The sequence below is a fragment of the Pseudomonas sp. TTU2014-080ASC genome, assembly GCF_001446935.1.
Lineage (GTDB): Bacteria > Pseudomonadota > Gammaproteobacteria > Pseudomonadales > Pseudomonadaceae > Aquipseudomonas.
In genome coordinates, this window is record NZ_LKKK01000014.1 from 200,424 (window position 1) to 216,546 (window position 16,123).

Sequence of the window (16,123 nt, forward strand, 5' to 3'; positions counted from 1 at the left end):
TTCGTACCAGCAGGCCTGAAACATTAATCGACAGACGAACTCACAGGCTGCGGGTTAGGGTGAAAGAACACATGTTCTAGCACTGGCCCGATTGCCACCTCACCAATCTCAACGTAGCCGTGGCGCTTGTAAAAATCGAGGTAATGGCTATTGCCAGTGTCCAGGACAATCCCCTGCGAGGCTTCATCGGCCGCACACCAGGCGTGTAGATTAGCCAGGAGTTGCTCACCGAGGTGCTTACCCTGAAATTGCGGATGCACTCCAATCAGCGGTAACACGTGGTACTGGCCAGGAGGCAAACACGCCAGCACGGCTTCGTGGTAGTCAAGGTAGCGCTGCGTACAGCGCAGGCCGGTGGACAACAACATACGCAACCGCCAGCCCCAACTTTCGGTGATCCCCAGACGGCGACGTGGAGGTGCAATCAAAACAATGCCAACCAGGCGGTCCTCTATCAACAAGCCAATTGCAGGCAGCTCCTCAGCGAAATGCTGTTGCACTAACTCACGCACCGTTGCCCTGACCCGCTGATCGTACCCTGGCCGTTCTGCCTCAAACAGGTAGGCATAGGTCGGGTCATGGCGATAAGCGTGATACAGCAGTGAACGGGCTTCACGAGCATAGCCGCTGTCTAACATGCGCACTTCTGCGGTGGTATCCGACATTCAACTGACCTCTTTCTTATTTGGATATTTCAGGCCTCAAGCCACGTTAGCACTGCTCTTGCTTGATCGCCACAGACTGGCCGTAAAGCTGTCTGATCAGCTAGGATCAGCGGCTTTCCACAGCACAAGCCAGAGTTGCCGCCCATGAAGATTGTCTCTTTCAATATCAACGGCCTGCGCGCACGCCCCCATCAACTGACTGCGCTGATCGAGAAACACCAGCCGGATGTTATTGGCCTGCAGGAAACCAAAGTCACTGACGAGCAGTTCCCGGAAGCTGAAATCCGCCAGCTGGGCTATCACGTTCACTATCACGGGCAAAAAAGCCACTACGGTGTAGCCCTGCTCTCACGCCAAGAGCCGATCAGCATCACTAAAGGCTTCCCGGATGACGAAGAAGACGCTCAGCGACGCTTTATTTACGGCACTTTTGCTGACGCGAACGGTAAGCCTGTGACGGTGATGAACGGCTATTTCCCTCAGGGTGAAAGCCGCGATCATCCCCTCAAGTTTCCTGCTAAACAACGCTTCTACGCGGACTTGCAGAAACTTCTGAGTAACCAGTTCAATCCCGAGCAGCCGTTGGTAGTGATGGGCGATATCAATATTTCGCCGCAGGATTGCGATATTGGTATTGGCGAACCTAATCGCTTGCGCTGGCTGAAAACCGGCAAGTGCAGCTTCCTACCGGAAGAGCGTGAGTGGCTGGAAACACTCAAAGGCTGGGGCCTGATCGACAGCTTCCGGCACCTGCACCCGGAGGTGAATGACCGCTTCAGTTGGTTTGACTACCGCAGCCGCGGCTTTGAAGATGAGCCCAAACGCGGCCTGCGCATTGACGTGATCCTGGCCTCACTGGCCCTGAAGGACCGCCTCAAAGACGCTGGTATCGATTACGAGCTGCGCGGTATGGAAAAACCGTCTGACCATGCCCCGATCTGGCTCGAGCTGAGCTAAGCCCGCGCTAACACCCATAACAGACAGGTGCTGTCATCGTTCAGTCACCTGCCTGTCTTAATCTGCGACTGCCTACCAACCCTTCAGAAGGTTAATGACGCATGTCGCGTGCTTGTACTACATACGGTGCTGAAACCTGGACTCGCACCATCAGCTACCTGACTCTGGCTTTTATCTGTTACTCCCTGCCTTCGGTCGTTTTTGCAGCTTCCACATCTGCAGACAGCAACAACCTTCTGCGCATCGAGGGCTCGAACACGGTTGGTGCACAACTGGCCCCGGCACTGGCCAAAGGCCTGTTCGAAGAACAAGGGTTCGGTTCAATTCGAATTGAATCCGGCGTGGCTGACAACGAACAGATCGTCAGGGCCCGCAGCCAGGACGGCCGCGAAGTCAGCATAACGGTAGCCGCGCACGGCTCCGGTACCGGCTTCTCTGCACTGAGTACTGGCAACGCCGAACTGGCCGCCTCGTCGCGTCCGATCAAAGACATCGAAGCCCAGTCACTCAGCCGCTTTGGCGATATGCGTAGCTATACAGCCGAGCACATCATTGCACTGGACGGCCTGGCCATCATCCTCCACCCGCGCAATCCGCTTAACAGCCTGAGCACCGCTGAATTGGCCAAGGTGTTTGCCGGTGAGATTACTGACTGGGCACAGCTAGGTGCGCCCGCAGGTGGCATTCGTTTGTATGCCCGCGATGACAACTCAGGCACGTTTGATACCTTTAATGAGCTGATTCTCAGCGGCCATGGCAAAGCTCTGTCCAGCCACGCCAAACGCTTTGAGTCGAGCAACGCGTTGTCCGATGGTGTCAGTCAGGACATCAACGCCATCGGCTTTATTGGCCTGCCCTATATCCGTCAGGCCAAGGCCGTTGCGGTGTCTTCAGGTAGCGCCCAGGCCATGCTGCCCAGCCAGAGCCAGATTGCGACGGAAGACTACCCGCTCTCACGCCGCCTATTCCTCTATCAGGTCCCGGGACAGGAAAGTCCCTGGGCCCAGGCCTTTGTGGCCTTCAGCCAAAGCCCTCGGGGCCAGGCGATCGTGGAACAAACGGGTTTTATTCCACAGACCATTCAGCCCCTCAGCACCGATTTAAATCCTGAAATGCCCGAGAACTATCAGGAATTAGTGAAGAAGGCTAAGCGATTGTCTGTGAATTTCCGATTTCAGGAAGGCAGTGCCGTACTCGATAACAAAGCCCGGCGTGACCTGCTACGCCTTGGCGTCTACCTTAAAGCTAGCGCCACACCGGCCAACAAGCTTGTTCTGGTGGGCTTTGGAGATCCCAAGACAGACCCGCAGCGTGCCGAATTGCTCTCCAAGCTGCGGGCCATGGCGGTACGCCGCGAACTGCAGCACACCGGTGTGAAGGTCGGTAATTTCATGGGCGTGGGTGACGACCTGCCGGTAGCGTCCAATCAGGCCGAAGATGGCCGCATCAAGAATCGTCGGGTTGAAGTCTGGGTCTACTGACAACAGCACATCGATTGCAAAACCTGGGCGTTTTGCAATCGATTGATACATCCCCAATCTGCCAGCACTTGCGAAAATTCCGTGCCGGAAGGATCCTAATTGCCGCGTGACGCCGGGCCCCTCTGGCGGTGAGTTTCCTCACCGTGATGTCGGAGTCACTAGTGACCCCAAAACATCAACCGACACTCAGAGGTGGCTCCAATGGAAAGCCTATTAGGCATCCTTAGCACATCCTTTTTAGGAACTCCCGGCTGGTTCTGGCTAGCCTTCATCGTCATCATCATCGCCTTGCTCGCCCTCGACCTCGGCGTTCTGCACCGTGACCAACACGAAATCGAAATGCGCGAGAGTCTGCTGCTGTATGCAGGCTACTTCAGCGTTGGCGTCGCGTTTGGCGGCTGGATCTGGTTCCAACTCGGTGCCACCAAAGCGCTTGAGTTCTACACGGGCTTTCTGGTTGAACAGTCGCTGTCGATGGACAACGTGTTCGTCATGGCGATGATCCTCAATTTCCTCGCCATTCCCCGGCGATATCAACACCGCGTGTTGTTCTGGGGGATCATCGGCGTGGTCGTCCTGCGCGCCATTATGATTGGTCTCGGAACAGCCCTCGTGCAGAACTTCGAGTGGGTGCTGTACATCTTTGGTGCGTTCTTGTTTATCAGCGGCATCCGCATGCTGTTTACCAAGGAAGAAGAACACCCAGACCTCAGCCAGAACAAGCTGTTGCTGTTCTTGCGCCGCCACCTGCGCATCACTGACCGCCTGCACGAAGGCCACTTTCTGGTGCGCCAGCCGGACAAGACCGGCAAAGTGGTCTTATTTGCCACGCCGCTGTTGCTGGCGCTAGTGCTGATCGAACTTGCTGACCTGGTCTTTGCTGTCGACAGCGTGCCGGCAGTCCTCGCGATTTCTCAGGACCCGTTCATTGTCTACACGTCCAATATTTTCGCAATTCTCGGCCTGCGTTCGCTCTACTTCGCCCTGGCTGCGTTGATGCACCGATTCGTGTATCTGAAATACGCCCTGGCGATAGTGCTAATCTACATCGGAGGCAAGATTTTCCTGCATGAGTTCGTCAAGGTGCCGGCAGCCCTGTCGCTGAGCGTTACCTTGGGTGTTCTGGCAGCAGGTGTGATCCTGTCTCTGATCAAGACACGTAAGACTCAGGACAGCTAAGTAATGCATCAATCGCCACAATCCGTGCAGATTGAGGTTCAACAAGCCAACGGACGCACTCTATGGTGTGTCCGCCTCGGCAGGCGTGCAGTGACTTTCCATGAGGAAAAAGCTGCCCGGGCATTTGCCGCACAGCTGCACATGCGCGCCCAGTGGTTAAACACCCAAAGCAGTCGTTGATAATAGGCAAAACAAAGCCCGCATCTGCGGGCTTTGTTTGTCTCAGCGTCGGTCAGCGACCGCTTTTGAGCAGTTCTTTCGGTACGTACTTACCCAACTCAAATTTGCCGATAGCTGCACGATGGACTTCGTCCGGGCCATCCGCCAGACGCAATGTACGCTGCATCGCATACCAGTAGGCCAGCGGGAAGTCGTTGGAAACACCCGCACCGCCATGCATTTGGATGGCGCGATCAATCACCTTCAACGCGACGTTGGGTGCGACCACCTTGATCTGAGCGATCTCACTGGCTGCGATTTTGTTGCCGACCGTATCCATCATGTACGCCGCATTCAGCGTCAACAGGCGCGCCATGTTGATCTCCATGCGTGATTCGGCAATCAGATCTAAGTTGCCACCCAGACGTGCCAGCGGCTTGCCGAAAGCTGTGCGATTCACCGAACGCTCACACATCAGCTTCAGCGCACGCTCAGCCATGCCGATGGAACGCATGCAGTGGTGAATCCGGCCTGGGCCAAGGCGGCCCTGGGCAATTTCAAAACCTCTGCCCTCGCCTAGCAGCACGTTCTCATAAGGCACCCGCACGTTCTCGAACAGCACTTCAGCGTGACCATGCGGAGCATCGTCGTAACCGAAGACCGGCAGCGGACGGACAATCTTCACGCCCGGGGTGTCGGTGGGCACCAGAATCATCGAGTGCTGGGAGTGACGTGGCGCATCCGGGTTAGTCAGGCCCATGAAGATCATGATCTTGCAGCGCGGATCACAGGCCCCGGATGTCCACCACTTGCGGCCATTGATCACCCATTCATCACCTTCACGCACAGCACGGGCCTGCATGTTAGTGGCGTCGCTTGATGCAACAGCGGGCTCAGTCATGGCAAACGCCGAGCGAATCGTGCCGTCCAGCAGCGGCTTGAGCCACTGCTCTTTCTGCTGTTCGTTACCGTAACGCACCAATACTTCCATGTTGCCGGTGTCCGGCGCGGCGCAGTTGAACGGCTCTGGACCGATGATTGAGCTACCCATGATCTCCGCCAGCGGCGCATATTCGGTATTGGTCAGCCCCGCCCCCAGCTCCGACTCCGGCAGGAACAGGTTCCATAATCCTTCAGCTTTGGCCTTGGCTTTAAGCTCCTCCATGATGACTGTCGGTTGCCAACGGTCACCTTCACTGACCTGGCGTTCAAAAACTGGCTCGGCAGGATAAACGTGGTTCTCCATGAAAGCGCTGACGCGCTCACGCAGTTCCTGGACCTTTGGCGAGTAGGCGAAATCCATAGAGTTACCTTCTGAGTCGGTATGGAATATCCGGTTGAGTAGAAATGATGCTAGAACACAGCATATGATTTACATAATCTATTTGCGTGCACCATGACTATTCACCAACCATATATCAATCATTAATGCCGACCGCATACGGAGCGCACAGAAATGAATCTGAACAAGGTCGATCTAAACCTGTTTGTCGTCTTCGATGCCATTTATACCGAGGCTAACCTGACACGCGCCGGGCAGATTGTCGGCATTACTCAACCTGCTGTTTCAAACGCCCTGGCGCGCCTACGCGAAACCTTTAACGATCCGCTGTTCGTGCGTACCGCCCAAGGCATGGTGCCAACACCAATGGCACAGAACATCATCGGGCCGGTTCGCAGCGCGCTTCAGCAACTGCGCATTTCCGTGCAGGAAAGCCGCGTGTTTAATCCGGCACAAGCTAATAAGGTGTTCCGTATCAGTATGACCGACCTGACCGAGGCCATCGTACTGCCGCCGCTGTTCCAGCGCCTGCGTCGCCACGCGCCAAATGTGAAAATCGAGAGCATGCTCGCCCGCCGCCGCGAAACCACCAAAGAGCTGGCTGCCGGTCGGCTGGATTTTGCCGTAGACGCCCCGCTCAACACTGACCCGCAAGTGCGCCACGTAAAGTTGATGGAAGACCGCTATATCTGCGCCATGCGTCAGGGCCACCCGCTGGCTAAAGAGATAATCAGCCTGGATGAATACCTCGGGCTGACCCACATCCATATTTCCACCCGCCGCAATGGCCTTGGCCATGTTGATCTGGCGCTCGGCCGCTTGGGCTTGCAACGCAACATCGCCCTGCGCTCCCAGCATTACCTGATGGCAACTACGGTTCTGGAAACCACAGACATGGTCATGACCGTCCCTGAGCGTTTCGCCCGCCGCAACGGCCTGCACTTTGTAGAACTGCCTATCAAAGATATGCAGACACTGGAAACCCACCTTTACTGGCACGAAAGCACAGATCAGGACCCAGCCAACCGCTGGATGCGCGAGCAAATCATTGATATCTCCCAAGCTGCCAATAAACAACCTGACTAGCGTGCCTACGCAATAACCCCACCCTTGCCTGCGCGGGGGGTGGATTGACTTCGCCCGATAACAGCTTTACGTTTACGTAAAGGTAAATACAGGCGAATCGTAGTATGTCCGCACCCACCTACTCCATTTCTGAACTGGCCCGCGAGCTGGACATCACCACCCGCGCCATTCGCTTCTATGAAGAGCAAGACATGCTCCACCCCGAGCGCCGGGGTCAGGAGCGCATCTACAGCGCAAAAGACAAAGTCACCCTGAAGCTGATTCTGCGCGGCAAGCGCATCGGCTTCTCCTTGGCTGAATGCAAAGAGCTGATCGAGCTGTACGACCCGGTACATGGCAACCAGAAGCAGCTCAACACCTTTATGCACAAGATCGCCGAACGCCGCGCTCAGCTTGAGCAGCAACTGCTGGATATCCAGCAAATGCAGCTGGAGTTGGACACCGCCGAAGAGCGCTGCCTGGCGGCGCTGGCTGAAATTCGCAAGCAGTAACTCCCCTTCTCATAGCCCTTACAACAATTACGCAGGTGCAATCATGAGCTATCCGTCCCTCAACTTCGGTCTTGGCGAAACCATCGACATGCTGCGCGATTCCGTGCGTCAGTTCGCCCAGGCCGAGCTGGCCCCACGTGCGGCGCAGATCGACCGTGACAACGAATTCCCCATGGATATGTGGCGTAAATTCGGTGACATGGGCCTGCTTGGCATGACCGTTAAAGAGGAATACGGCGGCACCGATATGGGTTATCTGGCCCACGTGATTGCCATGGAAGAGATCAGCCGCGCTTCGGCTTCAGTCGGCCTTTCCTACGGCGCCCACTCCAACCTGTGCGTTAACCAGATTCATAAAAACGGCACCGAAGCGCAGAAGCAGAAATATCTGCCCAAACTCTGCTCCGGCGAGCACATCGGCGCGCTGGCCATGAGCGAGCCCAACGCAGGTTCCGACGTGGTGTCGATGAAGCTGCGCGCCGAGAAAAAAGGCGACCGCTATGTACTCAACGGCAACAAGATGTGGATCACCAACGGCCCAGACGCTAACACCTATGTGATCTACGCCAAAACCGACATCAACGCCGGTTCCAAAGGCATGACCGCGTTTATCGTTGAACGCGACTTCAAAGGCTTCTCCCGTCACCAGAAACTGGACAAGCTCGGCATGCGCGGCTCCAACACTTGCGAATTGGTGTTTGAAGACTGCGAAGTACCGGCTGAAAACATCCTCGGTGCCGAAGGCCGTGGTGTAGCGGTATTGATGAGTGGCCTGGACTACGAACGCACTGTGCTCTCGGGCGGCCCGACAGGGATCATGACCGCGTGCATGGACGTGGTGGTGCCGTACATTCACGAACGCCGCCAGTTCAATCAATCTATCGGGGAGTTCCAGCTGATTCAGGGCAAGGTCGCCGATATGTACGCAGGCATGAACGCCTCCAAATCTTACCTATACAACGTGGCCAAGGCCTGTGATCGCGGCGAAGAGTCTCGTAAAGACGCTGCAGCAGTGATCCTCTACACCGCCGAAATGGCCACCAAAATGGCCCTGGACACCATCCAGATTCTTGGCGGTAACGGCTACACCAACGAATACCCGGCAGGCCGTCTGCTGCGTGACGCCAAGCTGTATGAGATCGGTGCAGGCACCAGCGAAATCAGGCGCATGCTGATTGGCCGCGAGCTGTTTAACGAAACCAAGTAAGACACTGGTTTCGAAGTCTGCACACGCAGAAGAACGCGAAAAGCCGGTGGGTGAGCAAAGCCTCATCCACCCTACGAAAAGACGGATCAATGGAGCCGTTCAATGGCCATCCTGCACTCCCAGATCAATACCCGCTCGCCGGACTTCATCGCTAACACTGCGGCGATGCAGAGCCAGGTGGATGACCTGCGCGCCCTGCTCGCCCGAATTCATGAAGGCGGCGGCGAGAAAGCCCAGCTGCGCCACACCTCGCGGGGCAAGTTGCTGCCCCGTGAACGCATCAACCGCCTGCTCGACCCCGGTTCGCCGTTTCTCGAAATCGGCCAGTTGGCCGCTTATGAGGTCTATGGCGAAGACGTACCAGCAGCCGGTGTTGTCGCCGGTATTGGTCGCGTGCAAGGCGTGGAATGCATGATCGTGGCCAACGACGCCACGGTAAAAGGCGGCAGCTATTACCCGCTGACCGTGAAGAAGCACCTGCGCGCCCAGACCATCGCCCAGCAAAACCGCCTGCCGTGCATTTATCTGGTGGATTCCGGCGGTGCCAACCTGCCACGTCAGGACGAAGTGTTCCCAGACCGTGAACACTTTGGCCGCATCTTCTTCAATCAGGCCAATATGAGTGCCATGGGCATCCCGCAGATCGCCGTGGTAATGGGTTCCTGCACCGCTGGTGGCGCCTATGTTCCTGCTATGGCGGATGAAGCAATCATGGTGCGTCAACAAGCCACCATCTTCCTCGCCGGCCCGCCGTTGGTGAAAGCCGCCACCGGTGAAGTGGTCAGTGCTGAAGATTTGGGCGGTGCCGATGTGCACTGCAAAACCTCTGGCGTGGCCGACCATTACGCCGAGAACGACGAGCACGCGCTGGCCATCGCCCGCCGCTGCATCGCCAACCTTAATTGGCGCAAGCTCGGCAGCCTCAATACGCAAACCCCGATCGCCCCGCTGTACAGCAGTGATGAGCTGTACGGCGTGATCCCGGCCGACTCCAAGCAGCCATTTGATGTACGCGAAGTGATCGCCCGCATTGTCGACGGCAGCGTGCTGGACGAATTTAAAGCGCTGTTCGGCACCACCTTGGTATGCGGCTTCGCCCATATCCACGGCTATCCGGTGGCGATTCTGGCCAACAACGGCATTTTGTTCGCCGAGTCTGCGCAAAAAGGCGCGAACTTCATCGAACTGGCCTGCCAGCGCGGCATTCCGCTGCTGTTCTTGCAAAACATCACCGGCTTTATGGTCGGGCAGAAATACGAATCCGGCGGCATCGCCAAACACGGTGCCAAGCTGGTTAATGCCGTGGCTTGCGCCAAAGTGCCGAAGTTCACCGTGATCATCGGTGGCAGCTTTGGTGCCGGTAACTACGGCATGTGTGGCCGCGCTTACGACCCACGCTTTTTGTGGATGTGGCCGAATGCGCGGATCTCCGTGATGGGTGCCGAACAGGCCGCTGGCGTGCTGGTGCAGGTGAAGCACGAACAAGCCGCCCGCGCCGGACAAACCTTTAGCGCCGAAGAAGAGGCCAGCCTTAAGCAACCGATTCTTGAGCAGTACGAACGTCAGGGCCACAGCTACTACAGCAGTGCGCGCCTGTGGGATGACGGCGTCATCGACCCGGCGCAGACCCGCGACGTGCTCGCCCTCGCCCTCTCCGCCAGCCTCAACGCACCGATTGAGCCGACCACCTTTGGCGTGTTCCGCATGTAAGGCCACAGACCATGACTGACTTCACGACTGTACAACTGGAAAAAGACCCGCGCGGTTTCGCCACCCTGTGGCTTAACCGTGCGGAGAAGAACAACGCCTTTAATGCCGAGATGATCCGCGAGCTGATCCTCGCCATTGACGAAATCGCTGCGGATAAAAGCCTGCGCTTTCTGCTCCTGCGCGGCCGTGGCAAACACTTCAGCGCCGGTGCCGATCTGGCATGGATGCAGCACGCTGCGACGCTGGATTACAACGCCAACCTCAACGACTCCCGCGAGCTGGCGGAGCTGATGTACAACCTCTACCAGCTCAAACTGCCGACACTGGCTGTGGTGCAAGGCGCGGCCTTTGGCGGCGCACTGGGCCTGATCAGTTGCTGCGACATGGCCATTGCCGCGCAAGATGCACAACTGTGCCTGTCTGAAGTGCGCATCGGCCTGGCGCCTGCCGTGATCAGCCCGTTTGTGGTCAAGGCCATGGGCGAACGTGCCGCCCGCCGCTATGCCATGACCGCCGAGCGCTTTAACGGCGTGCGCGCCTTTGAGCTGGGCTTGGTCGACGAATGCTACGCGGCAGATCAGTTGGATCAAGCCGCCGAAGACTGGATCAGCAACCTGCTGCTCAACAGCCCACAAGGCATGCAGGTGACCAAAGACCTGATCCGCGAAGTCACCAGCGGCACCCTGCCACCGGCGCTGCGACGCTACACCGAGAACGCCATTGCCCGCATCCGCGTAAGCCCTGAAGGTCAGGAAGGCCTGCGTTCCTTCCTCGATAAACGCAAACCCAGCTGGCAGGAGCCGTCCGCATGAGCCTGAAGCACATCGATACCCTGCTGGTCGCCAACCGCGGAGAAATTGCCTGCCGCGTGATGCGTACCGCCTCCGCCATGGGCCTGCGCACCGTGGCCGTACACAGCGCCATCGACCAAGGTGCCCGCCATGTGCGTGAAGCCGACGTGGCGATCAACTTAGGCGGTGCCAAAGCGGCTGAAAGCTACCTGCTGGTGGACAAACTAATCGCAGCGGCCAAAGCCAGCGGCGCGCAGGCAATTCACCCTGGTTACGGCTTTCTCTCGGAAAACGCCGGTTTTGCCCGCGCCATTGAACAGGCTGGCCTAATCTTCCTTGGTCCACCCGCCAGCGCTATTGACGCCATGGGCAGTAAATCTGCCGCCAAAGCCCTGATGGAAGAAGCCGGTGTGCCGCTGGTTCCGGGCTACCACGGCGAAGCGCAGGACGTGGAAACCTTCCGCGCCGCTGCCGCTCGCATCGGTTACCCAGTGCTGCTTAAAGCCGCTGCAGGTGGCGGTGGTAAAGGCATGAAGGTCGTCGAGCAGGAAAGCGAGCTGGCGGAAGCGCTGGCCAGTGCCCAGCGTGAAGCGCAGTCCTCGTTCGGTGACTCGCGCATGCTGGTGGAAAAGTACGTACTCAAGCCCCGCCACGTGGAGATTCAGGTATTCGCCGACAGCCACGGTAACTGCCTGTACCTGAACGAGCGTGACTGCTCGATCCAGCGCCGCCACCAAAAGGTGGTGGAAGAAGCCCCGGCGCCGGGCCTGTCGCCTGAACTGCGCCGCGCTATGGGCGAAGCGGCGGTTAAAGCCGCGCAAGCCATCGGCTATGTCGGCGCTGGTACGGTTGAGTTCTTGCTGGATTCACGCGGCGAATTCTTCTTTATGGAGATGAATACCCGCTTGCAGGTTGAGCACCCGGTGACCGAGCTGATCACAGGACTTGATCTGGTCGCCTGGCAGATTCAAATCGCCCGTGGCGAGGCGCTGCCCATCACGCAAGACCAAGTACCGCTTAACGGCCACGCCATTGAAGTGCGCCTGTATGCGGAAGACCCGGACAACGACTTTCTCCCCGCCACCGGCACCCTTGCGCTGTACCGCGAAGCCAAGGCTGGCCCCGGACGCCGCGTTGACTCCGGTGTGGCTGAAGGTGATGAGGTCTCGCCCTTCTACGACCCGATGCTGGGCAAGCTGATCGCCTGGGGCACCAACCGTGAGGAAGCGCGCCTGCGCCTGCTGGCCATGCTTAAGGAAACCTGTGTTGGTGGCGTGAAAACCAACCTGGCGTTCCTGCAGCGCGTACTGGCTCATCCGGCTTTTGCTGGTGCGGAGTTGGATACCGGTTTTATTGCCCGTCACCACGAGCAACTGCTGCCGCCGGTTGCTGAGCTGAGCGATGAGTTCTGGCAACTCGCAGCCGAAGCCATGCGCCAAAGCACTCCCAACACCGTGCGTGCAGATGATGCCAATTCACCTTGGAGCCAGCACAGCGGCCTGCGTTTAGGCCTGCCAGCCGAAACCGATCTGCATCTGAGCGCCCAAGGCCAGCGTCAGGTCGTACGTTTGCGCCATACCGCGCCAAGCACCATTCAGCTCAATGGCGAACAGCTGCAGGTCGATCACAACGGCCTGCGCCAGCAGCATCTGGCCATCCGCCGGGGCGACACGCTGTTTTTGCAATACGCCGGCGAGCTGCACAGCGTGCAGGCGGTTGACCCGATTGCCGAAGCCGAGGCCAGCCATCAACAACAAGGCGGCCTTACTGCGCCCATGAACGGCAGTATCGTCCGCGTGTTGGTGGAGCCCGGCCAGCAGGTGGAAGCCGGTACAGCATTAGTAGTGTTGGAAGCCATGAAAATGGAACACAGCATCCGCGCCCCGCAGGCCGGCACCGTCAGCGCGCTGTATTGCAGCGAAGGAGAAATGGTCAGCGAAGGCACCGTACTCGTAGAATTGGCCGAAACCGAATCAGTCTGACTGTAGGGTGGATAAGCGCGCAGCGTTATCCACCACAAAACGGCAGGTTGAACACTGCCTGCCCACGGAGAAACCAGATGTCCCTACCCAAACAAGTCCGCCTGGTCGAAGTCGGCCCCCGCGACGGTTTGCAGAACGAGAAACAGCCCATCAGCGTCGCCGACAAGGTGCGCCTGGTCGATGACCTGACCGCCGCAGGCCTGAGCTACGTGGAAGTCGGCAGTTTCGTCTCGCCAAAGTGGGTGCCGCAAATGGCCGGTTCTGCCGACGTGTTCGCGCAAATCCAGCAAAAAGCTGGCGTCACCTACGCCGCCCTCGCCCCAAACCTCAAAGGTTTTGAAGATGCACTGGCCGCAGGCGTGAAAGAAGTCGCGGTATTTGCCGCTGCCTCCGAAGCCTTCTCGCAGAAGAACATCAACTGCTCCATCAGCGAAAGCCTGCAACGCTTTGTGCCGGTAATGTACGCTGCCAAGCAACACGGTATTCGCGTGCGCGGTTATGTCTCCTGCGTACTGGGCTGCCCGTACGACGGCGACGTAGCACCGGAACAGGTTGCCGCGATCTCCCGCGAGCTGTTCGCCATGGGCTGCTATGAAGTCTCCCTCGGCGACACCATCGGCACCGGCACGGCAGGCGCAACCCGCACCCTGTTTGATGTGGTGGGCCGTGACATTCCACGGGACAAGCTCGCCGGACACTTTCACGACACCTACGGCCAGGCCACCGCCAATATCTACGCCAGCCTGCTCGAAGGCATCAGTGTGTTCGACAGCTCCGTCGCCGGTTTGGGCGGCTGCCCGTACGCCAAAGGGGCCAGCGGCAACGTCGCCAGCGAAGACGTGGTTTATCTGCTTAACGGTCTGGGCATCCACACCGGGATCAATCTGGACCTTCTGATCCAGGCTGGCAGCCGTATTTGCGACGTGTTGGGCAAGGTCAATGGTTCACGGGTTGCTAAGGCCAAGCTGGCCAGCGCCTAACGCTGTAACGACAGCCTGACAGGCCGTAAACCGCTGCGATCAGGTTCTGCCAGCCAGGCCTGATCATTGGAGCGCGGTTGCTACACAGAGTTCGCAACACCTCTTGTAAGCCCAGCAAAACGGGCTGTCAGGACGACGAAACTAAACGCTAGGCTGCGCAGCCAAACGCCATAACAAGAATTTGAGGATGCGACATGCAACAGCCCCTCTGGACGCCTTCCGCCGAGCGCATTGCCGCCACGCAAATGGATCGCTTTCGCCTGTTCGTCAATCAACGCCACACGCTACAATTGGCTGATTACCCTGCCCTGCACCAGTGGAGCGTCGAACAGCGTGAAGCCTTCTGGCAGGCGGTTGTCGACTTCTTCCAGATTCGCTTTGCTGCGCAGCCCAACCGAGTTCTTCGGGAAGGCAGCCAGATGCCCAGCGCCAGCTGGTTTCCCGGCGCTACCCTAAACTTTGCCGAACACCTGTTGCGCCGACGCGATGATCACACCGCCATCGTTGCGATTGCTGAGGATGGCAGCCGCGAGCAACTCACCTACGCCGAACTGGCTCGCCACGTCGCTGGCCTGCAACGCAGCCTGCAAGCAGCAGGTGTTGGCATCGGTGATCGGGTGGCTGCGTTTATGCCTAATACATGGCAAACCCTGGTCGGCATGCTTGCCACTACCAGCCTCGGTGCCACTTGGTCGAGCTGCTCGCCAGACTTCGGCACCCAAGGCGTGATCGACCGCTTTGGTCAGATTGAACCCAAGGTGCTGATTGCCACAGCGGGCTACCGCTATGCCGGGAAGAATCTGGATACCACGGCCAAGCTCAACGAAATCCTTGAGCGCATGCCCAGCCTGCAACAGCTGATTGTGGTGCCCTACTTCAACACCCACGCCCGCGCCGAAGATTTCACCAGCAGCGCCAACGTCAGCCTCTGGGCCGACTTCTACCAGCCCGGCGGCGAGCCGGAGTTCACCCCGGTACCGTTCGCCCATCCGCTGTACATCCTGTATTCCAGCGGCACCACTGGCGTACCCAAGTGCATCGTCCACGGCACCGGCGGCACCTTGCTGCAACACGTTAAGGAATTGGGGCTGCACACCGACCTGACTGCTGACGACACCCTGTTCTACTACACCACTTGTGGCTGGATGATGTGGAACTGGCTGGTCTCCGGCTTATCGCTGGGGGCTACGCTGGTGCTGTTCGACGGCTCTCCGTTCCACCCTGAACCAACCCGTCTGATTGATCTGATCGACAGCGAACGGATCAGCATCTTCGGCACCAGCGCCAAGTTTATTGCCGCGCTGGAGAAAGCCGGAGCCAAGCCCCGCAAATCCCACGATCTGAGCAGCCTTAAAGCAATTCTCAGCACCGGCTCACCGCTGGCCCACGAGAGTTTTGAATACGTGTACCGCGATATCAAAGCCGACCTGTGCCTGTCCTCCATTTCCGGTGGCACTGATATCGTTTCCTGCTTCGCCCTGGGCAACCCGGTTCTTCCGGTCTATACCGGCGAGCTGCAATGCAAAGGCCTGGGCATGGACGTACAAGTGTGGAATGAAGGCGGTCAGTCGGTGCTGGGCGAGAAAGGTGAGCTGGTCTGCGCCCGGCATTTCACCAGCATGCCGGTGGGCTTCTGGAATGACGCCAATGGCGAAAAATTCCGCGCCGCCTACTTCGAAAACTTCCCCGGCGTCTGGGCCCATGGTGATTACGCAGAAATCACCGGCAACGGCGGCCTGATCATCCACGGCCGTTCAGATGCCGTGCTCAACCCCGGCGGCGTGCGTATCGGCACCGCGGAAATCTACCGGCAGGTGGAGAAAGTTGAGCAGGTGCTGGAATCCATCGCCATCGGTCAGGACTGGCAAGGCGATGTACGTGTCGTATTGTTCGTGCGCCTGCGTGACGGTTTGCAGCTAGACGATGCCCTGCGCGATCAAATCCGCAGCGTCATCCGTGCCAACACCACGCCGCGCCATGTTCCGGCCAAAATAGTGCAGGTGGCGGATATTCCGCGCACCATCAGCGGAAAGATCGTCGAAATAGCCGTGCGTAATGTGGTGCACGGCCAGCCGGTGAAGAACACCGATGCGCTGGCCAATCCGCAGGCACTTGAGCTGTTCCGCGGCTTGCCCGAGCTGCAGGACTGACCG

At 58.3% G+C, this 16,123-nt stretch carries 13 protein-coding genes; 11 read left to right on the forward strand and 2 right to left on the reverse strand.

Translation table 11 applies throughout. The features are described from left to right. Nucleotides 1-23: 23 nt before the first annotated feature. Nucleotides 24-665 (reverse strand): GNAT family N-acetyltransferase, encoded by a 642-nt coding sequence (locus AO726_RS18620; RefSeq protein ID WP_058069603.1) that lies wholly within the window; start codon nucleotides 663-665, stop codon nucleotides 24-26. 144 nt (nucleotides 666-809) lie between these two features. On the opposite strand from AO726_RS18620, the gene xthA reads away from it, so the two are divergent. The 3 genes from xthA to AO726_RS18635 all read left to right on the forward strand — a co-directional run bounded on the left by xthA (nucleotide 810) and on the right by AO726_RS18635 (nucleotide 4,282). Further along, on the forward strand, nucleotides 810-1,622 hold the full coding sequence (gene xthA / locus AO726_RS18625) for an exodeoxyribonuclease III (protein WP_058069604.1): 813 nt from the start codon (nucleotides 810-812) through the stop codon (nucleotides 1,620-1,622). 101 nt (nucleotides 1,623-1,723) lie between these two features. Continuing rightward, on the forward strand, nucleotides 1,724-3,103 hold the full coding sequence (locus tag AO726_RS18630; protein ID WP_058069605.1) for a phosphate ABC transporter substrate-binding/OmpA family protein: 1,380 nt from the start codon (nucleotides 1,724-1,726) through the stop codon (nucleotides 3,101-3,103). A 201-nt stretch (nucleotides 3,104-3,304) separates the two neighbouring features. Next, nucleotides 3,305-4,282 (forward strand): TerC family protein, encoded by a 978-nt coding sequence (locus AO726_RS18635; RefSeq protein WP_058069606.1) that lies wholly within the window; start codon nucleotides 3,305-3,307, stop codon nucleotides 4,280-4,282. A gap of 232 nt (nucleotides 4,283-4,514) precedes the next feature. Here the strand turns inward: AO726_RS18635 and AO726_RS18640 are convergent, their stop codons facing one another. Beyond that, the gene (locus AO726_RS18640) at nucleotides 4,515-5,744 is read right to left on the reverse strand and encodes an acyl-CoA dehydrogenase (RefSeq protein WP_058069607.1); all 1,230 of its coding nucleotides are present in this window, start codon (nucleotides 5,742-5,744) and stop codon (nucleotides 4,515-4,517) included. A 153-nt stretch (nucleotides 5,745-5,897) separates the two neighbouring features. Between AO726_RS18640 and AO726_RS18645 the strand changes: the two genes are divergently transcribed. The 8 genes from AO726_RS18645 to AO726_RS18680 all read left to right on the forward strand — a co-directional run bounded on the left by AO726_RS18645 (nucleotide 5,898) and on the right by AO726_RS18680 (nucleotide 16,120). Further along, nucleotides 5,898-6,809, forward strand: a complete 912-nt coding sequence (locus AO726_RS18645; RefSeq protein ID WP_058069608.1) for a LysR family transcriptional regulator — start codon at nucleotides 5,898-5,900, stop codon at nucleotides 6,807-6,809. 104 nt (nucleotides 6,810-6,913) lie between these two features. Next, nucleotides 6,914-7,300 (forward strand): MerR family transcriptional regulator, encoded by a 387-nt coding sequence (locus tag AO726_RS18650; RefSeq protein WP_058069609.1) that lies wholly within the window; start codon nucleotides 6,914-6,916, stop codon nucleotides 7,298-7,300. Nucleotides 7,301-7,343: 43 nt separating this feature from the next. After that, complete coding sequence (locus AO726_RS18655; RefSeq protein WP_058069610.1) at nucleotides 7,344-8,507, forward strand: isovaleryl-CoA dehydrogenase; 1,164 nt, start codon at nucleotides 7,344-7,346, stop codon at nucleotides 8,505-8,507. 102 nt (nucleotides 8,508-8,609) lie between these two features. Continuing rightward, nucleotides 8,610-10,217 (forward strand): carboxyl transferase domain-containing protein, encoded by a 1,608-nt coding sequence (locus tag AO726_RS18660; RefSeq protein WP_058069611.1) that lies wholly within the window; start codon nucleotides 8,610-8,612, stop codon nucleotides 10,215-10,217. A gap of 11 nt (nucleotides 10,218-10,228) precedes the next feature. After that, nucleotides 10,229-11,029 carry a gamma-carboxygeranoyl-CoA hydratase gene (locus tag AO726_RS18665; RefSeq protein ID WP_058069612.1) on the forward strand — a complete coding sequence of 267 codons (801 nt, stop codon included), beginning with the start codon at nucleotides 10,229-10,231 and terminating at the stop codon, nucleotides 11,027-11,029. Next, nucleotides 11,026-12,990, forward strand: coding sequence for an acetyl/propionyl/methylcrotonyl-CoA carboxylase subunit alpha (locus AO726_RS18670; protein ID WP_058069613.1), 1,965 nt, complete (start codon nucleotides 11,026-11,028; stop codon nucleotides 12,988-12,990). The genes AO726_RS18665 and AO726_RS18670 overlap by 4 nt, the downstream gene beginning before the upstream one ends. Nucleotides 12,991-13,067: 77 nt before the next feature. After that, nucleotides 13,068-13,970 (forward strand): hydroxymethylglutaryl-CoA lyase, encoded by a 903-nt coding sequence (locus AO726_RS18675; protein ID WP_058069614.1) that lies wholly within the window; start codon nucleotides 13,068-13,070, stop codon nucleotides 13,968-13,970. Between the two features lie 194 nt (nucleotides 13,971-14,164). Further along, nucleotides 14,165-16,120: an acetoacetate--CoA ligase gene (locus tag AO726_RS18680; protein WP_058069615.1), complete on the forward strand. Its 1,956-nt coding sequence runs from the start codon at nucleotides 14,165-14,167 to the stop codon at nucleotides 16,118-16,120. The last annotated feature ends 3 nt before the right edge of the window (nucleotides 16,121-16,123 follow it).